Consider the following 20,757-nt stretch of genomic DNA (forward strand, 5'->3'; position numbering starts at 1 on the left):
CCGCGGCCGGACCGGCCACGGCCAGCATGCTCGCGCGCGCGGGCCCCTCGCAGCGCGCGGAACGAATACCTGAAGTCCCAGGCAGGCGCCCTCCCTATCCGTTTAACGAAGCGGGACACGGGGCGCGAGGAGCCGCTTCCGCACGACGCGAGGCGCCACCCGAGGCTGCGCGAAGCTCCGCGCATGCATGAAGGACACGCCCCCGGGAATCCGTCCAGTCCTCGCACGCATGTGTGCCCCTCCGTGTCAGGAACAGCCTGTGAACGCCGTGAACGCCGTGAACGCCGTGAACGCGCCACAAGACCCGCACCTGTTCACCCACCTCTACGGAAGGATCGCGCTCCGGGGCGCCGGCCAGGAGAACGAATCCCTGGCGCACGTCGCGGTCGGCACCGTCAGCGTCGACGAGGTCGTCGTCGCCCGCCCCCGTGACGACGACGAACCGGCGTTCGGCGCCCTGTGCATGCGCTTCACCCCCGTCGACGCCGACGACACGGCGACGGCGGGCCCGGCAGGCGTACGGCTGCCGATGCGTCGGCCGCCGACCGCCGGAAACGTCGCCGTCGTCTGTCACGGGGACCTGCCCCACCCCCACGATCCGGCCGATGCGCCGGGCGACGGGCAGCAGACGACGCGGCTGGACGCCGCCGTCGTGGACACCACACAGCCCCACGCCCCGCCGCCCCCGGGCCGGTTCCGCGACGTCGAGCATCTCCCCGTCGCCCGCGACGCGGCAGAGCACCTGGACGCCACGGTGGCCTGTCTGCACAACGTGCTGGAGCTCGCTCCCTGGCAGGACGGCCAGCCCTCCCTCCTCCTCGACTCCTCCGCCCGGCTGCTGTCCGCCAGCCTCCTCGGCTGCATGCCCCGCCGCCCCGACCGGGGTTCCCGCGGACACACGACCACCCTGCACCGGGCCATCGGCTTCATCCACTCCCACGCCGAACAGCCCCTGACGCTCGCCGACGTCGCCGCCGCCGCGCACGTCACCGCCCGCGCCCTTCAGTACGCCTTCGCCCACCTCGACACGACCCCGCTGGCGTATCTGCGCGACGTCCGCCTCACCCGCGCGCACACCGAACTCCAGCGCGCGAGCCCGGCCACCGACACCGTCACCGACATCGCCCTGCGCTGGGGCTTCGCCCACCCGGGCCGCTTCGCCGCCTACTACCGCGCCGCCTACGGGATCAGCCCCTCCACGACGCTCCTCCGCGCGCCGCCGCCTTACGCCTGACGAGTCCCCTCGGCGTGGCGTATCAGGAGAGCTGCCGCAGTGTCTCGGCGGGCGCCCTGCCGTACGCCTCGCGATAGTGGGCGGCGAAGCGCCCCTGATGCGCGAAGCCCCAGCGCAGCGCGATGTTCGTGACCGATCCCCGGCTCGGCTCGGCGGCCAGGAGGTCGGCGTGGGCGCGGTCCAGCCTCACCCGGCGCAGGTGCCGCAGGGGGGTGGTGTCGGCGTGCCGGGCGAACGCGTACTGCAGCGCTCGCGGGGTGACGCACACCGCCGCGGCGATCTCGGCGAGCCCGATGTCGCGTGCGGCGTTGTCCTCGATGAAGGCGAGCGCCCGGCGCAGGGTGTCCGGATGGCCGTCGCGGCTGTCGGTGCGGGCCTGCTGTCCGGCGTCCGGGCGGTCGGTATGGGGCAGACAGGTCAGCGTGACGGCCGCCAGATGCCGCAACGCCGTTCCCACCACCAGCGGATGATCCGCGGTGGCGCTCGCGTGGGCCGGCAGAACCGTGTCCCGCACGTACGCGACGGTCGCGTGGAGCACCCTGTTGGCCTCCGCGTCGACAGGCCGGGTCCCGGTCAGCCGGACGGCTCCGGGCCCCTCGGCCGCGGTCCGCTGCAGGTGAGAAGGGGCGAACGACACGATGGTATAGTCGGCCTCGCGCACCTCACCCCGGTAGGGGCGGCCGGGGTGAGCGACCAGGAACGTCTCGCCCGGCCCGCACACCTCGTCGCCGCTGGTGTGCACGCCCTCGTTCACGGACACCAGACAGAGCCGGTCCAGCGGGCCCGCGTCATAGGACATGGTGTAGCCGAACGACAGCTCGTCCACAGTCAGCCCGCCCTCGGTGCGGTGGTCTACGCGGGCGCGGGCGTTCTCCGGCCGTCCGCTGATCGTCATCGGTGTGAAGGCCCGGGAGAGATACTCCTCCGTGGCCTGCAGGTCGTCGCTGTCGAAAACCGCCGTCTCCATCGAAGTCACCTCCGTGTCCGCACGCTAACAACGCGCCGCCGATAGGCCAACGCGTCGATCCGACCGGACACCCCTCCGGCCAGGGCTCGGGCACTCCTGCGGCGAGGCGTGGCCAGGGCCGAATTTCCGCCGTTGATGCACGGCAGGGGCGTCCGTCGGCCACCCTCGCCCTACGATGCGGGCATGACCTCTGCCGAGTCACAGAAGGACCTCGTCACGGCACCGTCACCCGAGGAAGTCGGCGCCACTTACGACGAGTTCGGGCCGTTGTTCAGTCTGATTCTCGGTGATTCCGCGATCCATGTGGGGAGTTGGTCCGAGCCGTACGGACGCCTCGACGACGTCGACCGCGACGGGCTGGGCGACCGCACTCCGGTGACCACGCTCACCGACCTGGCGAACCGGGCCATGGACCGGCAGACCGATCGCTTCATCGGCCTTCTGCGCCCCCGGCCGGGCGGGCGGGTCCTGGACATCGGCTGCGGCACGGGAGGCCCGACCGTGCGGCTGGCACGGAGCAGCGGCGCGCAGGTCACCGGGATCACCGTCAGCCGACGTCAGGCCGCCGAGGCCACCGAACGGGCGCTCGCCGCCGGGCTGTCCGCCCAGGTGTCGTTCGACCACGCCGACGCCATGCGGCTTCCCTACCCCGACGGCTCGTTCGACGCGGCCCTGGCCGTCGACTCGCTGTGCCACATGAACGACCGGCCGCGGGCGCTGCGCGAGGCCTTCCGGGTGCTGCGGCCGGGCGCGCCGCTGCTGCTCACCGAGTTCACGAAGGCGGGCACGCCGACCCGGGAGCACCTGGACGTCTACCACGCGGTGTGGGCGACCGGGCCGCTGGTGTCGCCGGGCGAGGTCCTGGAGATGGCCGGGGCGGCGGGCTTCGTCACGGAGCGGGTGGAGAACGACACCCACAACGTCGTGATGACCGGCGAGTTGATGCGCCTGCTCTACAACGACCGCCACGACGAGGTCCTGGACCGCTTCGGCCGCGAGACCACGGCCCGGCTGGACACGCTCATGCCGGACCTGTGCGCCTTCTCCACCGGCCACCTCGGCCATCACGTCTTCGTGCTGAGCAAGCCCGCCGCCTGACGCGGCCCCGCCGCGTCCGTCACGGGTCATCAGGCGTCCTGGCGTCGGTCCCGTGCCTTGCCGTATCCGCGGCCACGGCGGTTCGGGTGCACGTCCCTCGGCTCCAGGGTGCCGGGCCCGCCCGGACCGGCCGACCAGACCGTCACCGTCGCCACGGCGTCGCCCCGGTCGTCGTACGCGACCGGACAGCGCGCGTCGGCGTACGGCGACCCGGTCGCCATCGCGTACCGGCGGTCGTCCGTGAACGCCGCCGAACACCGCCCGCCGCACGGCCGCCCGTACGTGCGCACCACGGCACCGACGGTCCGGATTTCCTCCTGGGCGGCCGCCTCACCCCTCCCTCAGCGCCGCCTCCAGGCTCGACTCGATGTCCTGTGCGCCGCGCTGTCTGGCCAGGGCGTACGACTCGGCGCCGAGGGCCGCGCGTGCCGTGCGTTCCGCCTGTTCGCGCACGGGGGCGAGCTCGGGGGTGCCGCGCTGGGGGTGGCCGACCGTGCGCCAGAAGGCGTGTCCCGCGCCGAACATGAACGCGGCCCGCTCGCTCTGGCCCTGGGCCGCGCAGGCCGCCGCGAGCAGGTCGAGTCCCAGGGCGATCCCGAACCGGTCGCCGAGCCGCCGCTTGCCCGCGAGCATCGCGCGGGCGTGCCGTGCCGCGTCGAGGGCGCGGTCCTGGGAGAGCGCGATGAGCGCGAGCTGGTAGTCGAGGTACGAGCGGGTCCAGGACTCGCCCATCTCCTCGCACACCCCGCGCATCTCGACCGCCAGTTCCTCGGCGTCGCCCAGGGCGCCCAGCGCCGTCAGGGCGAAGACCCGCACGAGGTGGCACCGCATCCCGGACGGGGAGCGGGCGACGACCCCGGCGGGAGTCCGGGCGATGGCCCGCTCCGCCTTGTGCAGGGCCACCAGGGGGCGGCCCGACATCAGATAGGTGAGGCCGGCGAGATAGGCGGCCGCCAGGCGGCCCTCGGGGACGACGTCGTGCGCGGAGGCCTGCTCGCACTCCCTCGCCACCTGTGCCGCGGCCTCCTGTTCGCCCTGGAGCAGCAGCACCACGCCGAGCGCCCACAGCGCCTTCGTACGCACCGGACCCGCGTCGGCGTGTTCCAGGAGCCCGCGCTCCAGGTAGTCGCGGGCCTCGTGGAGATGGCCGCAGCAGCTCCAGTAGAAACCGACGCACCCGGCCAGTTCCAGCGCACGCTCGGGCGCGTTGACCAGGAGGTGATCGAGGGCGGCGCACAGGTCGGCGTGGGCCAGGGAGACCCGGCCGTACCAGGCCGGCTGCTCGCGGCTCAGCCAGGCTGCGTCCGCTCCGCGCGCCAGAGCCAGGAAGTACGCGGCGTGGCGGTCCACGGCGTACCGCTCCTCCCCCAGCTTCCGCAGCCACTCACGGCCGTACTCGCGGACCGTGTCGAGCATGGTCCAGTGGCCGGACCGCCAGGTGATGACCGACTGCTCCGCCAGCTCCACGAGAGCGGCGCCGACGCCGTCCTCCGTCAACGGGCCGCCCGCACACACCTTTTGGACGGTCGCGGTGTCGCACGCGCCGCGGAGCACGGACATCCGCGCCCACAGCAGCCGGGCGAGCGGGGTGCTCAGTTCGTGGCTCCAGCCGATGGTGGTGCGCAGGGCCCGGTGGCGGGCGGGCACGACAGAAGCGCCTGATGCGCTCCGCAGGGACGCACGCCGGTACCGCAGTTGCTCGGCGACCTCCTCCACGCTGTGCCGCCGCAGCTGGGCGGCGGCCAGCTCCAGGGCGAGGGGGACGCCGTCCAGGCGGGCGCAGATCCGTGCGGCGGCGGCCGTCCAGTCGACCGCGGCGGCGTACGCTCCCGGGGCGGATTCGACGGCGCGGGCGGTGAAGAGGTCCAGCGCGTCGGAATCCCCCGCCGCGTCGCCCGAGTCCGCGTCGGCGGCCGCCAGGCGCAGCGGCGCGACCGCGAGCACCCGCTCACCCCGTACGCCCAGGCGCCGCCTGCTCGTGGCCAGCACCCTGACGCCCGGCGCCGCCGCCAGCACCTCCGTCACGACCTCCCGGCAGGACGACACCACGTGCTCGCACGAGTCGAGGACGAGGAGTCCCTCCCGGTCGGCCAGCCAGGCGCACAGGGCCTCCACCGGCATCCGCAGCGTGTGGTCGGCCAGGCCGACCGCGCCGGCGATGCGGGACACGAGCAGGCGGTCCCCCATGAGCGGCGAGAGCTCCACCCACCAGACGTCGGCTGCCGTTCCGCGCCCGGAGGCCGTCGCGGTCGAGACCCGCCGGGCGCTCCTGAGGGCGAGCCGGCTCTTGCCGACTCCGCCGACTCCGGTCAGGGTCACCAGCCGGTGCTCCGTCAGTGCCTGGTCGAGGCGTGCCAGATCGGCCCGGCGGCCCACGAAACTCGTCTGTTCTTCGGGAAGGGAGGCGACCACTCCACCAGTCTGGTCCGCCGGCCCGCCGACGCGGGTCGGTTACGTGTTCCTGCCTCGAATTGCTGACGCCTTCACACCGATTGACGTGGCGTTCCGCGGAAGCGGCGGCCCTCGGCCGACAGGGGTGCGGCGCGCCCCTCAGTGATCCAGACGGTTGCCCGCCCACACCACGGGAGTGCGGCCCGACCACGGACTCGCCTGTTCGAGCTGCCCGGCGAGACGGAAGAGGAGGTCCTCCCGTCCGTACCCCGCGGCGAACTGCATGCCGATGGGGAGCCCCGTCCCGGCGTCGGACATCAGCGGCACGGACATGGCGGGCGTGCCCGCGACGTTGAACGGCGCGTTGAACGGCGAGACGTCGAAGAGGCGGCGCAGCCAGCCGAGGCCGTCCAGCGCCTCCGCGCCCTCTCCGTGCGTGCCCAGCGGCACCGGAAGATCCGGCAGGGTCGGGGTGAGCAGCATGTCGTGACCGTCGAAGAAGCGTGCCAGGTTCCGGGCGACGCGGTTGCGGACCGTGAGCGCGGTGGCGAACTCGGCGCCGCTGACCCGCTGCCCGTAGTGGTAGCTGGCGAGGATCGGCGGTTCGAGGGTCGAGGAGTCGACGGGCCGGCCGAGGGCCTCGGCCAGCTCGTCGACCTGGGCCGTGAGATTCGCCGTCCACTGACGGGCGTTGGCCAGGAGGAACTCCTCCCAGTCGACGCCGAGGTCGACCTCGACCTCCTCCACCCGGTGGCCGAGGTACTCGAGGAGCCGCAGGGTGCGCGCGAGGGCGTCGGCCACCGGGGTGGTGGTGCGGTGTCCGCCCCACGGCTGGGCGAGGACACCGATCCGCAGCGCGCCCGGGGTGCGGTCGACCTCCTCTGCGTACGGCCGGGCGGGCTCCTGGGCGAAGTAGGGGTCGCCGGGCTCGGGGCCGCGGATCTGGTCGAGCAGGACCGCGCTGTCGCGCACCGTGCGGCTGACACCACCGTGCACGGCGAGGCCGTTGAACATCTCGTCGAAGTCGGGGCCCCAGGAGACGCGGCCGCGGGTGGGCTTCAGCCCGAAGAGGCCGTTGGAGGCGGCGGGGATGCGGATCGACCCCGCGGCGTCGGTGGCGTGGGCGACCGGGACGACTCCCGCGGCGACGGCCGCGCCCGCGCCGCCGCTGGAGCCTCCCGCGCTCCGCTCCAGGCACCACGGGTTGAGGGTCGCGCCGTACAGCACCGGCTCCGTCGTGGTGCTGTAGGCCATCTCCGGTGTCGTGGTGCGCCCGAACGTCACGAGGCCCGCGCGGCGGAAGCGCCGCATCAGGGCGGAGTCGGCGCGCGCGGTGTGTCCGGCCGCGAGGCGGCTGCCGAGCTCCATGCGCCGCCCGGCCATGGAGACGCCGATGTCCTTGATCAGGAAGGGGACACCGGCCAGCGGCGCGCTGCCGGGCCGGGGCTCGTCGTCGGCCGGCCAGGTCTCGACGACGGCGTTGATCCACGGATTGACCGCCTCGACCGCCGCGCGCGCGGCCGCTTCCAGTTCGGCGGGTGTCACCTCGCCGTCGGCCACCAGCTCCGCGAGCCCGACCGCGTCGTGGCGCACGTACTCGGAAATCCTCACAGCCCCTCCCGGACAGAGAAAGATACGCATCAGTCCCGCACGATACCGATCGGTATCGTGCGGGACGGACTGGTACCGTAGCAGAGGCCGCAAGCCCCTCATCCGATCCGGACGCCTCGGAGAATCCATGCCATCGACCGCCAGAAGGCCGACCAGGGTGGCGACGCTGCCGCCTCGTGAGCGCATCCTCGACGCGGCCGAGGAGCTCTTCCAGAGCGAGGGGATCCGTCGGGTGGGCGTCCAGGCGATCGCCGAGAGGGCCGAGACGACCAAGATGGCGATCTACCGCCACTTCGAGACCAAGGACGCTCTGGTCGCGGAGTGGCTGCGGATCGTCGCCGCCGACTACCAGGCGGCCTTCGACCGGGTCGAGGCCGAGTTCCCCGGCCGGCCCGGGGAGCAGATCCTGGGCCTGGCCCGCTTCATCGCCGAGGGGCTGCCGCGGATCTCGTACCGGGGCTGCCCGTTCATCAACTCCCTGGCCGAGCTGCCCGATCGCGAGCACCCCGCGCGGCAGGTCATCGAGCGGCACAAGGCCCTCCAGACCCGCAGGCTGGTCGCCCTGTGCACCGAGGCCGGGCTGCCGGACCCCGAGCAGACCACGGCGGAGATCACTTTCGTACTGGAAGGCGCGCAGGTCAGCACGCAGAACGGCAGCATCGACCGGACCGGCGACCGGCTCATGAGGATCGTCGAGGCCATCGTGGAGCGTGCGCCGAGCCCTCCAGTGAAGTAACGAAGTGAGGACCGCCGGGGACTCTCGCCCGGCCCCCGGCGGGGCGCAGCGTCAGGCCGATGCCTCGGGCGCGGGCTGCGCCGGCACCACGGCGACCGGGCAGTGGGCGTGCAGCAGCACGGCGTTGGCCGCCGAGCCGACCAGGAACGAGTCGGCGTTCAGGCGGCGCCGGTGCCGGCCGACCACGAGCAGGCCCGCGGACTGCGAGGCGACGACGAGGCGCCCTGCCGCGTCGGCGGCGGTGACCACCTGCTCGACGGCGACGTCCGCGTGACGTTCGACGAAGGGACGCAGCCGTTCGTCCTGCGCCTTCCGCAAGTCTTCCTCGACGCCGGGACCGCCGTCGCTCGCCGCCCCGTCGATGTACCCGCCCATCAGCGTCAGGGTGGAGAGCGGCACGGTGTACGTCGTGACCACCTGGAGCGGGGCCTTGTGGCGGCAGGCCTGCGCGAAGGCGAACTCCACGACGGCGTCGGCGGTCTCGTCGGGCGAGAGCCCCAGGACGACCGGGCCGTGCCCGCCGTCCGCCCCGGTGCCCTCGGTGCGCGCCGCATGGGGCACGACGACCACGGGGCAGGCCGCCCGCGCGGCGCACGCGCGGCTGACGGAACCGAGGAGCAGGCTCGTGAAGCCGCCCCGTCCGCGCGAGCCGAGCACCAGGAGCTGCGCCTGCTCGCTGAGCGCCACGAGCGCGGAGGCGGGGCTTCCGTCGAGGGTGGTGTAGCGCACGGGCGGCAGGTCGTCGCGCCCCTCCAGCAGGTCCCGCACCGCCACGAGCGCGGGCACCTGGTCCGTGGGAGGCATCACGACGGGGGTGCCGGGCACCGGGAGCGCCTTCACGTAGTCGCTCCGGACATGGACGACGAGGAGTTCCGTGTCCCGGCCGCGGGCGGCGGCCAGTGCCCATTCGAGGGCCCTGAGGCTGTGGTCGGATCCATCGACGGCGGTGATGACTGGAAGGCTGTTCATGATCCCATCCTGTGCCCGGCGACGGCCGTACGGCAGGGGCGAAGGGCCCGGATGGGCGGCGGACATGGTCTGCTTCTCGAAAACCGACGCGATCCGCGGTGAAATCACCGGTGAGTTTCCGCGCGGCCCCCGGTCTTAGTGGCAGTTGATGCGCACCGGACATGAGACCGGGGCACGCGAGCACCGACGGGATGAGCCGACAGACCGTCACAGGACCACCAGGAGCTTCAGATGCGTACGTTGATCACCTCCGCTTTCGTCTCGCTCGACGGCGTCGTCGAGGCCCCCGGCGGCGAGCCCGGCTACCGCAACGCCGGATGGACCTTCAAGGACATCGAATTCGTCCCCGAGGCCTTCGAGATCAAGGGCCGCGAACAGGAAGAGGCGACCGCCGTCCTCCTGGGCCGGGTCAGCTATCAGGCCTTCAGCCCCGTCTGGCCCTCCATGGAGGACTTCGCCCACTACAAGGACATGCCGAAGTATGTGCTGTCCTCGACCCTGACCGACGGCGACCTGGTCACCGACTGGGGCAAGACCACCATCCTGCGCACCCTCGACGACGTCGCCGCCCTCAAGCAGACCGACGGCGGCCCGATCATCGTCCACGGCAGCGCCACCCTCAACCGCGCTCTCGCCGACGCCGGCCTCGTCGACCGCTACCACCTCCTCGTCTACCCCCTCCTCCTCGGCGCCGGAAAGCGCCTGTTCAGCACCACCGACAAGGACACCCAGCACCTCAAGCTCATCGAGCACGAGGTCTACTCCAACGGCCTCCAGAAGCAGGTCTTCGACGTCGTCCACTGAGCACTCACACGCTCCCGCGAAAGCGTCGCACTCAGCGCGTACGGATGATCACCGCAGGTAGGCGCGGTGTTCGGATATCGGACACCGCTCTCACCATGCGAACGAGTTATCCAGACTTGACCGCATGCCTCCCACGATTACCGCCCCTTCCCGGCCGCCGGAGACCCCGGAACCGGAGCTCTCCAAGGGGCTCAAGCAGCGGCACCTGTCGATGATCGCCCTCGGCGGTGTCATCGGTGCCGGACTCTTCGTCGGATCCGGCGCGGGCATCGCCGCCGCCGGTCCCTCGATCGTCCTCGCCTACACGGCTTCCGGCCTGCTGGTGATGCTGGTCATGCGGATGCTCGGCGAGATGTCCGCGGCCCGTCCGGCCTCCGGTTCTTTCTCCGTGTACGCCGAGCGCGCGATCGGCCCGTGGGCGGGGTTCACCGCCGGCTGGTCGTTCTGGCTGATGCTGTGCATGGGCGTCGGCCTGGAGGGCCTCGGCGCCGCGCACATCATGACGGGCTGGCTGCCCGGCACGCCGGAGTGGGCGTGGGTCGCGCTGTTCATGGCGGTGTTCTGCGGCTCGAACCTGGCGGCGGTGAAGAACTTCGGTGAATTCGAGTTCTGGTTCGCCGCGTTGAAGGTCGGCGCCATCACGCTCTTCCTGGTGATCGGCGGGCTCGCCATCATCGGTGTGCTGCCCGGCGCGGACTCCCCCGGGACCGGCAACCTCACCGGCGTCGGCGGGTTCATGCCCAACGGCACGGAGGGCCTGATCATCGGCCTGCTGGCCTCGGTCCTCGCGTACGGCGGCCTGGAGACCGTCACCATCGCCGCCGCCGAGTCCGAGAACCCGGTCCAGGGCGTGGCGGGCGCCGTGCGCACCGCGATGTGGCGGATCGCGATCTTCTACATCGGCTCGATGCTGGTCATCGTGACGCTGGTGCCGTGGAACGACAAGGAGGTCGTGGAGAAGGGCCCCTACGTCGCCACCCTCGACCAGCTGGGCATCCCCGGCGCCGGCCAGATCATGAACGTGGTCGTGCTGATCGCGCTGCTGTCCGCGATGAACGCCAACATCTACGGCTCCTCGCGCATGGCCCGCTCCCTCATCTCCCGCGGGCAGGGTCCGGCGGCGCTCGGCCGCGTCTCGTCCGGTGTGCCGCGCCGCGCGGTCGTCGCGTCGTCGGCCTTCGGCTTCTTCTGCGTCCTGCTCAGCTACTGGCGGCCCGACGACATCTTCCAGTGGCTCCTGAACATGATCGGCGCGGTGATCCTCGTCGTCTGGATGTTCACCGCCGTCTCCCAGCTGATCCTGCGCCGCCGCACCGAACGCGACGAGCCCGAGAAGCTGACGGTGCGGATGTGGTGCTACCCGGTCCTCACCTGGGTGGCGCTCGCCGGCATGACGGCCGTGTTCGTCCTGATGGCGGTCGAGCCCAGCACGCGCGGCCAGTTGGCCTGGACGAGCGGCCTCACCATCGCGCTCGCGGCCGTCGGGTACGCGCGACAGCGGACGGCGGCGCGCCGGAGGGACGGGGTCTCCGACTAGGCGCAGGGGGCCTGGGGCGTCGAGTCTTCGGGTCCCCGGGGACGTCAGAGGCCTTGGGGACCTCGGGGGGCTTGGAGGCCTCAGGGGTCCCGGGGCCGGCGACCGTAAATCGTTCGCCCCGCGCCCGGCGTGCGCGTTATCGTCGGCCCCATGAACGTCACCGGCCCACGCACCACCGCGACCGCGCGAGCGACCAGCTCGCCGGCCGCCGCCTGACGTCTTCTCTTCCAACCATCGGCGACCGGAAACGGCCGCCGATGGTTTTCTTGGCTCTCCCGCCCTGACTCCGGTGATCGCGCGGATCCGTTGTCCGGCGCCCTGTGCGCCCCGCGAAGGAGCCAGCACCATGAACACCGACCAGGTCACCCGCACGTTCATCGAGTACTTCGAAGAGCGCGGGCACAGCCGCATCACCGGATCCACCCTGCTGCCCCCGCCCGGCGACACCGTGCTGTTCACCACCTCCGGCATGCATCCGCTCACCCCCTATCTGGAGGGGCAGCCGCATCCGCTCGGCAAGCGGCTGGTCAACGTACAGCGCTGTCTGCGCACCACGGACCTGGAGGAGGTCGGCGACCCCACCCATCTCACCGTCTTCGAGATGCTCGGCAGCTGGTCCCTCGGCGACTACGAGGGCCCGAGGAGCCTGCGCTGGGGATACGAGCTGCTCACCGAGGGGTTCGGCATCGATCCGGGCATGCTGCACGCCACGGTCTTCGGCGGCGACGAGCAGCTCGGGCCGGACACCGCCTCCCTGGAGGTGTGGCAGGACCTCGGCGTCCCCGTGGAGTTCACCGTCGAGGACAACTGGTGGGACAACGGCCCCACCGGCCCGTGCGGCCCCGACTCGGAGTTCTTCCTGTGGACCGGCGACACCCCGCCGCGGTCGACGCCCACGCAGGACGACCGCTGGGTGGAGGTGTGGAACCACGTGATGATGCGCCACCGCCGGCTCGACGACGGTTCGCTCGTGCCGCTGCCCCAGCGCAACGTCGACACCGGACTGGGCCTGGAGCGGCTGGCCTCGCTCCTCCAGGGCCGCTCGTCGGTCTTCGAGTGCGACGTCTTCGACCCGTGGCGTCGTCTCGTACCCGGGCTGTGGCCGCTGGACGAGTCCTCCCTGCGGCTCGTCTGCGACCATCTGCGGTCGGCCATGGTGGTCATCGGCGACGGGGTACGACCGAGCAACACCGGCCGCGGATACGTACTGCGCCGGCTCGTGAGGCGCGCCCTCACCGTCCTGTGGCGCGACGACCCCTCGCGCGGGATCGGCGACCTGCCGGACGAGCTGTTCCTGCACACCCGGGACCACTTCCGTCAGGAGAACGAGCCGGGGGACGTCCGCCGTGTGCTGCACGAGGAGGAGCACCGGTTCAGGACGCTGCTGGAGCGCGGCCGGCAGGTGCTGGCCAAGCCCCGTTTCCAGGGCAGCTTGAGCGAGGAGGACCTGCACTACCTCCACGACACGCACGGCCTGCCGCGCGAGCTCGTCCTGGGCCTGCGCGAGGGGTGAACCCGGGGGCCGGGGACCTCGGTCCCCGGCCCGCCGCGTAACCTCGCCGACCGTGGACAGGGAACGCGCCGACCGGCAACTGCGGCTCATCACCGAGGTCATGGACGTGGCCGAGGCACACGGGATCAGCGTGTGGCTCCGTGGCGGGTGGGCGATGGACTTCTTCCTCGGCGAGATCACGCGCGACCACGAGGACATCGACTGGTTCCTCTGGGACTCGGGCGCGGGCGCGTTGACCGACGCCCTGCCGGCGCGTGGGTACGAGGCGACCGGCGCGTCACCGCCCGAACAGCAGCTCGACTACGTCAAGGACGGTCTGGAGAGCAGCTTCACGCTGCTCTCCAGGGACGCGGCCGGGCAGGCCGAGGTCGCGGGCGGCCCGTGGGCCGGAACCGCGTGGCCCGAGGCCATGCCCGGTACGACTCCCGGCCGTCTCGCCGGTCTCACCTGCCCCATCGTCGGTCCGCGAGGCCAGATCGACATCAAGCGCCTCACGCCGCAGTGGGTACCCGGCATGCCCCGCCGGGCCAAGGACGCCGAGGACATCGCCCGGCTGGAGGCCGCCTTGGCCGCGCAGGATGAGCGGGGCGCGGACGAGCGGCGGAGCGGAGTGAACCATCGGGGTCCAGGGGCGGAATGACCTCACGCCCGCCCACTGCCGGAATGACCGCGCCCCCGCCCGGTGTTCGACCAGGCATGACGAACGATCAGCGCACCCTCACCAATCCGCCCACGGAGAGCGAGGCCCTGGTCGGGGGCATGATGAACACGGGCGCGGTCATCCGCCACGGTGCTCTGGTGGAACGCCCGGCGCCGCCCACCGCGCGCGCCCTCCATGCCCATCTCCGCGCGCTCGAAGAGCACGGGTTCGACGCGGCTCCGAAGCCGATCCGTCTTACCGCGGACGGCCGCGAGCAGCTGACCTTCATCCCGGGCGACGTCGCCCTCCCGCCGTTTCCACGCTGGGCGACGACCGAGCCCGCGTTGAGATCGGTGGGAGTACTGCTGCGGCGCCTGCACGACGCCGGCGCGGCCATCCCGCTTGACACATCCGCCGAATGGCCCCGGTCCCTGGCCGATCCGGAGGGAGGAACGATCCTGTGCCACAACGACGTGTGCCTGGAGAACGTCGTCTTCCGCGACGGCCATGCCATAGCTCTGATCGATTTCGACCTGGCGGCCCCCGGCCGACCGGTGTGGGACGTCGCCATGACCGCCCGCTACTGGATTCCCCTGCTCGATCCCACGTCCGCGGCTGCTTCCTTTCCCACGGGGCTTGACGCCCCGGCACGACTGCGGATCCTCGCCGACGGCTACGGCCTCGCCCCGCAGGAGCGCGCTGAACTGCCCCGCGTCGTCGAACAGGCCACCGCGTCCTGCCGGGCCTTCGTCGCCGACCGAGTGGCCGACGGCGACCCCACCTACACCCGGGCACTGTCCGAGAGCGGTGGCTGGCAGCGCTGGGACCGCATCGAGGAATGGCTGGCGGCACACCGCGAGACGTTCACGACTGCCCTGTTGAGTTGAGGGGCCCAGAGGTCACAGCACAAGCACCGGCGCCGAGCGGGCACGGTCCGATCACGTCATATTCGATCTCTTTCCCTCTTCCCGTCACGCCCTGCGGCGGTACTCGCCAAACTGCCCTTCGGCCCAGGTGGTTGGTGACCGAGAACAGGGAGGACGATGGCCACGCGCAGGCCGCGCACAGGGAATCTTCCGGTCGAGACGACGGAGCTGATCGGGCGGCGGACCGAACTGGCGGAGATCCGGAGGCTGTTCGAGGAGGCGCGACTGGTCGCGCTGACGGGCGTCGGCGGCGTCGGCAAGACACGGCTCGCGCTGCGGGCCGCATCCGAGGCCCAGCCGTCCTACCGGGACGGCGCCTGGTGGGTGGAGCTCTCCCCGTTGCGGCACGGCGTCATGCTCGGGCACACCATCGCCGAGGCGCTGCCGCTGGTGGACCGGACGACGCGCCCGATGCTGGACGTCGTGGTCGAGTACCTGGCGGACCGCGAGGCGCTGCTGGTCCTCGACACCTGCGAGCACTTGATCGACCAGTGCGCACTGATGGCCGAAACGTTGCTGCGAGGCGCGCCGGGGCTGCGGATCCTGGTGACCAGCCGCCGCCCGCTGAACATGATCGCGGAGCAGCTTTTGGACGTCGCGCCGCTCCCGGTGTCCGACAGCGCCGCCGACGAGGCCACGGCGGGGACGGACGCGGTCGCCCTGCTGGCGGCCCGCGCGGCCGACGTGGTGCCCGGCTTCAGCGTCACCGACGCCAACCGGGCGGAGCTCGTCCGCCTGTGCCGCCGGCTGGACGGTCTTCCCCTCGCCATCGAGCTGGCCGCCGCCCGCCTGCGCGAGTTGCCGCTGGCCGATCTGATCGAGCGCCTGGAGGATCGCTACGCCGTCCTCGGCACCCTCGACGACGTGGTGGGCGAGGCCGAACCGCCCTGGCACGGGACGCTGCGCACGGCGATCGGCTGGAGCCATGAGCTGTGCACCCCGGCCGAGCGCCTTGTCTGGGCACGTCTGTCGGTCTTCGCGGGCGGGTTCGACGCCGAGGCGGCCCGGCAGGTGTGCGCCGACACGCACCTGCCCGGGCACGAGATCCCCGCCCTGCTGGAAGCACTCACCGAGAAGTCCGTCCTCACCTGGCAGCCGACCGCGGCCGGTGAGCGTTTCCGCATGCTCGACACCATTCGTGAGTACGGCGCCGGCTGGCTGGGCGGCCTCGACGAGGAGGACGAGCTCCGGCGTCGGCACCTCGCCCACTACCTGGGTGTGGCGCGCGCGGGCAGCGCCGCCTGGATCGGGCCCGACCAGTACGCCTGGTACGACCGGGGCACCGCCGAGCACGACAACTTCCGCGCCGCCCTGGAGTACGCGCTCTCGGCGCCGGACGGCCTCCAGGACCACGCCGCCCTCGAACTGGTCGGCTCACTGTGGTTCTTCTGGTACGGCTGCGGCTTCACCAAGGAGGGTCAGCACTACGTGAACCGGGCGCTGGCCGCCGACACCGGCCCCAGCCCGGCACGGGTGCAGGCGTTGTACATCGCCAGCCACGTACTCCTCTACTTGGGCGACTTGAGCGGCCTCGAGGAACGGGCCGCCGAGTGCTCCGCCCTGGCCGCGCGGTTCGGCGAGAGGGAGCGGGCGCAGGCAGCGGCCGCCGAGCTCCGGGTGGCGGCGATGCGGGGCGACCCGGCGCGGCTGGCGTCCCTGGTCGAGGAGTTGCTGGCCACACCGTGGCGGCGCAGGCCGCTGACCTTCATGCCGCTGTTCGCGCTGGTGATGGGCGCTCACGCGCATGTCACCGCGGGCCGTTTCGAGGCGGCCATGGATCTGCTGGACGAGCTGAGCGCCGTCTGCGAGCGGCACGGAGAGCATTGCATGCGGGCCTGGGGGGACCTCGTGCGTGCCCAGACCGAGCTGGCGCGCGGACGGCCGCACGTCGCGTGGGCGTACGCCCGCGACTCGCTGCGGGTCAAGCACCGGCTGCGCGACGGCACGGGCAGCGGTATGGCCCTGGACGTCCTGGCCCAGGCCATGGCCGCCGACGGCAGCAGCCACCAGGCGGCCTGGCTGCTCGGCCTGGCCCAGCGGGTCTGGGACACCCTGGGCCGGTCGCAGGCGGGCATCCCCTCGTTCATCGCGGCCCGCCGCGCCTGCGAGGAGCGGACCCGCGCCGCCCTCGGGGACTCCGCCTACGAGGCGGGCTTCCGCACCGGCTACGACACCGACCTCGACCTCGGGACCGCCCGCGTGCTGGGTGACATGTCCCCGCTCTCCCCACCGTCTCCGGATCCGGCCGACTGACGGCCTGAGCCCGTCGCCAGGAGCGCGAGCGCGTCCTGGGCACCGGAATCCTCCGCCCCCGTGGTCACGAGGACGAGGGACTGCTCGGGAGAACGGGCGGGCACGAGGATCTGCTGGGTGACCGTGAGTTCGCCGCACAGGGGGTGCCGCAGCCGGTAGGCGTCCGCCTTGCACGGCCGGACCCGGTGGTCGCCCCACAGCGCGGCGAACTCGGCCGACGCCATGGACAGTTCCCCGACCAGGGATGCGAGGAGCGCGTCCTCGGGATGGCGTCCGGCGACCTGCCGCAGACTGCCCACGACCGCGCGCGCCTTGCGTTCCCAGTCCACGTACAGATCTCTGGTGTGCGGGTCGAGGAACAGCATGCGGGAGAGATTCGGCCGCTCCTCCGGACGGTCGGGCGCGGTGGGGTCGAGGTGGCCGGCGAGCAGGGCGTGCGCCGAGGCGTTCCAGGCCAGTACGTCGGTGCGGCGGCCGAGGACGAGTGCCGGGGTGTGCCCCACCGAACGCAGCAGGTCACGGGTGAGGGAGTCGACACGCTCGGCCGGAGGGCGTCTGAGGGGCCGCTGCCGCCGCGCGGCGCCGAGGCGCACGGCCGGGCCCACGTCTACGAGTTCGCCTGGCGCTCCCCCGCCGTCGACGGCCTGCTCGGCGCCGCGCACACGGTGGAACTCCCGTTCGTGTTCGACCGGCTCGGCCTCGCGGCACTGCGTGGGCCGCACGGGCTGCTCGGCGCGGCCGAACCGCCCCTCGCGCTGGCCGAGCAGATGCATGCCGCGTGGGTCGCGTTCGCCCGGACCGGCGACCCCGGCCGGGCGTCGTTCGACCAGGAGCGGCGGATCCATCGGTTCGACGACGCCGGGCGTACGTGAGCGCGGCGGGGCGTCGACTCGTGGTTCCGGGGCGGGAAAGGCCCGCTGCCGCGTCCGGGTCAGCTCTTCTGCTCACCCAGCTTCTGGACGTAGCCCTGGGCCTTGTCCACCGCCGTGTCGATCTTGTCGCTGTGCTTGCCGTCGGTCTTGCCGTCGATGAAGTCGCCCAGCTTCTCCAGCCCGCCGGAGACCTTGTCCCCGTGCTCCCCCGCGAGGTCTTCCGCCTTGTCCTTGAGGTTCTTCAGGGCGTCGAACATGCACCGACTCGCTTCCACGTTGAACTGATTCAGATACCTCGGACGATGGCTGCCGCCGCAGACGCACCATCCTTATATGCGGCAAATACTATGTCACCGCGCGTAACTGACGAAACCGCACCAGGCGCCGTCACGAGGAGGTGCCGCGGCCTCGGGGCGGAGGCCACGGCACCGGCATGAGGCGGCCCGCCTACTTGGCCGTCGTGTCCAGCTCGGCCAACGCGCGGGCCCACCGCGCGTACTTGAGGTCGGCCAGATCGGCGACGGTCTTCACCCCGAAGGCCTCGTCGAGCAGTTCCCCGTCCCGGTCCGAGACCCCCTTGAGCGCCGCCACCGGAGCGGCCAGAATCTCGGGCAGGCTCTTGTCGGCCCACGCCTTGTCCAGCACCTTGTCGAGGTCGATCGTCGCCACGCGTTCCTCCTGGAATGACCACCGTGCTTCTACATGCGTGTAGAAGATTAGGCCCGGCGACGGGCCCCGACAGGCCCTTCGGCCCAGCGGGCGGCAGATAGGCCGAAACCCGCTGCGGCACGTCGCGAACTCGCCCTTGACGTGGGGGTTTTGCGGACTCTTTAACCCCGTCGAGGCCGGATTCCGCACAGACCACTCGCCACGAGGTCCGGGCATCACGCGTCCCGTCGACGGAACGCCGTCCCCGCGAGCAGGAGCAGGATCACGGTGTACCCGGCGACCAGGGCGAGCGACGGCCAGGGCCCCAGGCTGCCGACCGCCTCGGCGTTCGCGTCGGAGGTCTGGGTCAGCTTCTCCAGGGCGGCGGTGGGCGACAGGCCGGCGATCCACCGCCGCGCGTCCCCGAACAGCGGCCCGAAGAGGGACGGCAGCAGGAGCAGTCCGATCACGGTGGTGACGGCGCCCGCCGAGTGCCGCACGAGCGTGCCGATGGCGAGCCCGAGCAAGGCCGCCACCGAGAAGGACGCGGCGATCCCGAACAGGGCGGGCCAGGGCTCACCGGGCGCGTACGTACCGTCGGGCAGCATCGCGCCGCCGACCGCGTAGGCGAGTGAGCAGGACACCAGGGCGAGACCGTAGGTGACGAGCGCGAGGACCGCCGCCTTGGCGGCGAGGACCGTGCTGCGGCGGGGATTGGCGGCCAGCGTGGTGCGGACGGTGCCGCTGCCGTACTCGCCGGTGATCACCAGCGCGCCGGTCACGGCGGCGAGCATCTGGGCGACGACGGTGAGGGTGAGGCTGCCGCCGAGCACGGTGTCGTCGGGCTGGAGACTGCTGCTCGCCGCGACGAACACCGCGCCCAGCACGGGGACCAGGGCCGTGGCGACCGTCGTCCACACGGTGGAGCGCACACTGCGGAACTTGATCCACTCGTACGCGACCTGCTCCGGCAGGGCGGCGCGCGGGCTGCCGGCCGGCGGCGGGGCGAACAGGCTGTCGCTCGGGCTCATCGCAGGGCCTCCGTGGTCGTGGGGGTGGTGTACTCGGCGGCGTCCTGGGCGAGGGACGTGTAGACCTCCTCCAACGAGGAGTGGGACGGCGACAGTTCGTGGACGGCGAGACCGTGATCGCGGGCGAGGTCGCCGATCGCGACCGCGTCCGGACCGCTCACACGCCAGCCGCCGCGCGGGTCGAGCCGGACGTCCGCGCCCTTGGCCTCCAGCAGGGCGCGCAGCCGGTCGGCCTCCGGGGCCCGCACGTAGGTGTGGGCGCGGGAGTGGGAGGCGATGAAGTCACGGACCGTGGTGTCGGCGAGGAGGCGTCCCCTGCCGATCACGACGAGGTGATCGGCGGTCAGCTCCATCTCGCTCATGAGGTGACTGGAGAGGAAGACCGTACGCCCTTGCGCGGCAAGGGATTTCATCAGGTCGCGGATCCAGCGGATGCCCTCGGTGTCCAGTCCGTTGACGGGCTCGTCGAGGATGAGGATCTCCGGGTCACCGATCAGCGCGGCGGCGATGCCCAGGCGCTGCCCCATTCCCAGTGAGAAGCCCTTGGCGCGTTTGCGGGCGGTGGCGGGCGGCAGCCCGACCAGCTCCAGGACCTCGTCGACGCGGTGGTGCGGCAGACCATTGCTCGCCGCGAGCCCGGCCAGGTGCTGGTAGGCGGTCCGGCCGCCGTGCACGCCCTTCGCGTCCAGCAGCGAGCCGACGGTGCGCAAAGGTGCGCGCAGGTCGCCGTAGCGGCGGCCCGCCACGGTGACCCGCCCGCGCGTGGGGGCGTCCAGGCCGAGCACGAGCCGCATGGTGGTGGACTTGCCCGCGCCGTTGGGGCCGAGGAAGCCGGTCACCCGGCCCGGCCGCACGGTGAAGGAGAGCCCGTCGACGGCGGTCTTGTCGCCGTAGCGTTTGGTCAGTTCCGTTGCCTCGATCATGTTCCTGACGCTATGAACGCCGGGCGGATCGGACATCCGCCGCCGGGAGTCGGCCGCTACTCCCCCGGGAGCAGTCCCCGCCGCAGCTGTCCGGGGCGCACGAGACCGGTCTCGTACGCGAGGACGACCAGCTGCGCCCGGTCGCGGACGCCGAGCTTCGTCATGGCGCGGCTGACGTGCGTCTTCGCGGTCAGCGGGCTCATGAGCAGTTCCTTGCCGATCCCGTCGTTGCTCAGCCCCGCCGCGACCAGCGCCATGACCTCGCGCTCCCGCTCCGTCAGCGGCGCGAGCCGCCGCGCCCCGGCGGCCTCGGGCGCCTTGAGGCGGGCGAACTCCTCGACGACCGAGCGGGTCACCGCCGGCGCCAGCAGGCCCTGCCCGGCCGCGACCGTACGGATCGCCTGGCGCAGCTCGTCCGGCTCCAGGTCCTTGATCAGGAAGCCCGCCGCTCCGTGCCGCAGCGCCTCGAAGACGTACTCGTCCACCTGGTACGTGGTGAGCATGACGACCCGGACCCCGTCGAGGGAGCGGTCGGCGGCGATGCGGCGGGTGGCCTCGATGCCATCGACGCCCGGCATACGGATGTCCATCAGGACCACGTCGG

General features: G+C 72.2%; 21 protein-coding genes. 10 read left to right on the forward strand and 11 right to left on the reverse strand.

Annotated features, from left to right (window positions below; translation table 11 throughout):
• The first annotated feature begins 259 nt into the window (after positions 1-259).
• Positions 260-1,234 (forward strand): helix-turn-helix domain-containing protein, encoded by a 975-nt coding sequence (locus tag AOK22_RS41380; RefSeq protein ID WP_055698508.1) that lies wholly within the window; start codon positions 260-262, stop codon positions 1,232-1,234.
• Between the two features lie 22 nt (positions 1,235-1,256).
• Here the strand turns inward: AOK22_RS41380 and AOK22_RS11545 are convergent, their stop codons facing one another.
• On the reverse strand, positions 1,257-2,201 hold the full coding sequence (locus AOK22_RS11545; RefSeq protein WP_055698509.1) for an AraC family transcriptional regulator: 945 nt from the start codon (positions 2,199-2,201) through the stop codon (positions 1,257-1,259).
• Positions 2,202-2,384: 183 nt separating this feature from the next.
• Here AOK22_RS11545 and AOK22_RS11550 point away from each other — a divergent pair, with 183 nt between their 5' ends.
• A complete protein-coding gene (locus AOK22_RS11550) occupies positions 2,385-3,299 on the forward strand; it encodes an SAM-dependent methyltransferase (RefSeq protein WP_055698510.1) in 915 nt (304 codons plus the stop codon).
• A 29-nt stretch (positions 3,300-3,328) separates the two neighbouring features.
• Here the strand turns inward: AOK22_RS11550 and AOK22_RS11555 are convergent, their stop codons facing one another.
• The 3 genes from AOK22_RS11555 to AOK22_RS11565 form a co-directional block, all read right to left on the reverse strand.
• Positions 3,329-3,592, reverse strand: coding sequence for a hypothetical protein (locus AOK22_RS11555; RefSeq protein WP_055698511.1), 264 nt, complete (start codon positions 3,590-3,592; stop codon positions 3,329-3,331).
• Between the two features lie 37 nt (positions 3,593-3,629).
• Positions 3,630-5,711: an ATP-binding protein gene (locus AOK22_RS11560; protein ID WP_055698512.1), complete on the reverse strand. Its 2,082-nt coding sequence runs from the start codon at positions 5,709-5,711 to the stop codon at positions 3,630-3,632.
• 138 nt (positions 5,712-5,849) lie between these two features.
• Complete coding sequence (locus tag AOK22_RS11565; protein ID WP_055698513.1) at positions 5,850-7,301, reverse strand: amidase; 1,452 nt, start codon at positions 7,299-7,301, stop codon at positions 5,850-5,852.
• A gap of 127 nt (positions 7,302-7,428) precedes the next feature.
• Between AOK22_RS11565 and AOK22_RS11570 the strand changes: the two genes are divergently transcribed.
• Positions 7,429-8,037, forward strand: a complete 609-nt coding sequence (locus AOK22_RS11570; RefSeq protein WP_055698514.1) for a TetR/AcrR family transcriptional regulator — start codon at positions 7,429-7,431, stop codon at positions 8,035-8,037.
• A gap of 51 nt (positions 8,038-8,088) precedes the next feature.
• Here AOK22_RS11570 and AOK22_RS11575 read toward each other — a convergent pair whose 3' ends face one another.
• A complete protein-coding gene (locus AOK22_RS11575) occupies positions 8,089-9,006 on the reverse strand; it encodes a universal stress protein (protein ID WP_055698515.1) in 918 nt (305 codons plus the stop codon).
• A gap of 231 nt (positions 9,007-9,237) precedes the next feature.
• Here AOK22_RS11575 and AOK22_RS11580 point away from each other — a divergent pair, with 231 nt between their 5' ends.
• The 6 genes from AOK22_RS11580 (at position 9,238) to AOK22_RS11605 (ending at position 16,679) form a co-directional block, all read left to right on the forward strand.
• Complete coding sequence (locus AOK22_RS11580) at positions 9,238-9,810, forward strand: dihydrofolate reductase family protein (RefSeq protein ID WP_055698516.1); 573 nt, start codon at positions 9,238-9,240, stop codon at positions 9,808-9,810.
• A gap of 124 nt (positions 9,811-9,934) precedes the next feature.
• Positions 9,935-11,347, forward strand: a complete 1,413-nt coding sequence (locus AOK22_RS11585) for an amino acid permease (RefSeq protein WP_055698517.1) — start codon at positions 9,935-9,937, stop codon at positions 11,345-11,347.
• Between the two features lie 346 nt (positions 11,348-11,693).
• A complete protein-coding gene (locus AOK22_RS11590; RefSeq protein WP_055698518.1) occupies positions 11,694-12,860 on the forward strand; it encodes an alanine--tRNA ligase-related protein in 1,167 nt (388 codons plus the stop codon).
• Positions 12,861-12,912: 52 nt separating this feature from the next.
• Positions 12,913-13,500, forward strand: coding sequence for a nucleotidyltransferase domain-containing protein (locus AOK22_RS11595; protein WP_079036495.1), 588 nt, complete (start codon positions 12,913-12,915; stop codon positions 13,498-13,500).
• A gap of 56 nt (positions 13,501-13,556) precedes the next feature.
• Complete coding sequence (locus tag AOK22_RS11600) at positions 13,557-14,387, forward strand: phosphotransferase (RefSeq protein ID WP_055698519.1); 831 nt, start codon at positions 13,557-13,559, stop codon at positions 14,385-14,387.
• A gap of 156 nt (positions 14,388-14,543) precedes the next feature.
• Positions 14,544-16,679, forward strand: a complete 2,136-nt coding sequence (locus tag AOK22_RS11605) for an ATP-binding protein (RefSeq protein ID WP_055698520.1) — start codon at positions 14,544-14,546, stop codon at positions 16,677-16,679.
• Here the strand turns inward: AOK22_RS11605 and AOK22_RS42630 are convergent.
• On the reverse strand, positions 16,592-17,182 hold the full coding sequence (locus AOK22_RS42630) for an MmyB family transcriptional regulator (protein ID WP_244164739.1): 591 nt from the start codon (positions 17,180-17,182) through the stop codon (positions 16,592-16,594). The two genes, AOK22_RS11605 and AOK22_RS42630, sit on opposite strands and share 88 nt — an antisense overlap.
• On the opposite strand from AOK22_RS42630, the gene AOK22_RS43855 reads away from it, so the two are divergent.
• A complete protein-coding gene (locus AOK22_RS43855; RefSeq protein ID WP_341845567.1) occupies positions 17,174-17,551 on the forward strand; it encodes a hypothetical protein in 378 nt (125 codons plus the stop codon). The two genes, AOK22_RS42630 and AOK22_RS43855, sit on opposite strands and share 9 nt — an antisense overlap.
• 59 nt (positions 17,552-17,610) lie before the next feature.
• Here the strand turns inward: AOK22_RS43855 and AOK22_RS11620 are convergent, their stop codons facing one another.
• The 5 genes from AOK22_RS11620 to AOK22_RS11640 all read right to left on the reverse strand — a co-directional run.
• Complete coding sequence (locus AOK22_RS11620) at positions 17,611-17,808, reverse strand: antitoxin (protein WP_055698522.1); 198 nt, start codon at positions 17,806-17,808, stop codon at positions 17,611-17,613.
• Between the two features lie 190 nt (positions 17,809-17,998).
• Positions 17,999-18,220 (reverse strand): hypothetical protein, encoded by a 222-nt coding sequence (locus tag AOK22_RS11625; protein WP_055698523.1) that lies wholly within the window; start codon positions 18,218-18,220, stop codon positions 17,999-18,001.
• Positions 18,221-18,435: 215 nt separating this feature from the next.
• On the reverse strand, positions 18,436-19,230 hold the full coding sequence (locus AOK22_RS11630; RefSeq protein ID WP_055698524.1) for an ABC transporter permease subunit: 795 nt from the start codon (positions 19,228-19,230) through the stop codon (positions 18,436-18,438).
• The gene (locus AOK22_RS11635) at positions 19,227-20,153 is read right to left on the reverse strand and encodes an ABC transporter ATP-binding protein (RefSeq protein ID WP_055698525.1); all 927 of its coding nucleotides are present in this window, start codon (positions 20,151-20,153) and stop codon (positions 19,227-19,229) included. The genes AOK22_RS11630 and AOK22_RS11635 overlap by 4 nt, the downstream gene beginning before the upstream one ends.
• Before the next feature lie 56 nt (positions 20,154-20,209).
• Positions 20,210-20,757 (reverse strand): LuxR C-terminal-related transcriptional regulator (locus AOK22_RS11640; RefSeq protein ID WP_055698527.1); only part of this gene is annotated, 548 nt, incomplete at its 5' end.

It is taken from the genome of Streptomyces silaceus (assembly GCF_001419745.1).
Classification (GTDB): Bacteria; Actinomycetota; Actinomycetes; order Streptomycetales; family Streptomycetaceae; genus Streptomyces; species Streptomyces silaceus.

Excerpts from the sequence above, each read along its gene's own strand:
- AOK22_RS11545 (WP_055698509.1), bottom strand. The coding sequence starts at position 2,201 with ATGGAGACGGCGGTTTTCGACAGCGACGACCTGCAGGCCACGGAGGAG.
- AOK22_RS11550 (WP_055698510.1), top strand. The coding sequence starts at position 2,385 with ATGACCTCTGCCGAGTCACAGAAGGACCTCGTCACGGCACCGTCACCC.
- AOK22_RS11570 (WP_055698514.1), top strand. The coding sequence starts at position 7,429 with ATGCCATCGACCGCCAGAAGGCCGACCAGGGTGGCGACGCTGCCGCCT.
- AOK22_RS11575 (WP_055698515.1), bottom strand. The coding sequence starts at position 9,006 with ATGAACAGCCTTCCAGTCATCACCGCCGTCGATGGATCCGACCACAGC.
- AOK22_RS11580 (WP_055698516.1), top strand. The coding sequence starts at position 9,238 with ATGCGTACGTTGATCACCTCCGCTTTCGTCTCGCTCGACGGCGTCGTC.
- AOK22_RS11585 (WP_055698517.1), top strand. The coding sequence starts at position 9,935 with ATGCCTCCCACGATTACCGCCCCTTCCCGGCCGCCGGAGACCCCGGAA.
- AOK22_RS11590 (WP_055698518.1), top strand. The coding sequence starts at position 11,694 with ATGAACACCGACCAGGTCACCCGCACGTTCATCGAGTACTTCGAAGAG.
- AOK22_RS11600 (WP_055698519.1), top strand. The coding sequence starts at position 13,557 with ATGACGAACGATCAGCGCACCCTCACCAATCCGCCCACGGAGAGCGAG.
- AOK22_RS11605 (WP_055698520.1), top strand. The coding sequence starts at position 14,544 with ATGGCCACGCGCAGGCCGCGCACAGGGAATCTTCCGGTCGAGACGACG.
- AOK22_RS11620 (WP_055698522.1), bottom strand. The coding sequence starts at position 17,808 with ATGTTCGACGCCCTGAAGAACCTCAAGGACAAGGCGGAAGACCTCGCG.
- AOK22_RS11630 (WP_055698524.1), bottom strand. The coding sequence starts at position 19,230 with ATGAGCCCGAGCGACAGCCTGTTCGCCCCGCCGCCGGCCGGCAGCCCG.
- AOK22_RS11635 (WP_055698525.1), bottom strand. The coding sequence starts at position 20,153 with ATGATCGAGGCAACGGAACTGACCAAACGCTACGGCGACAAGACCGCC.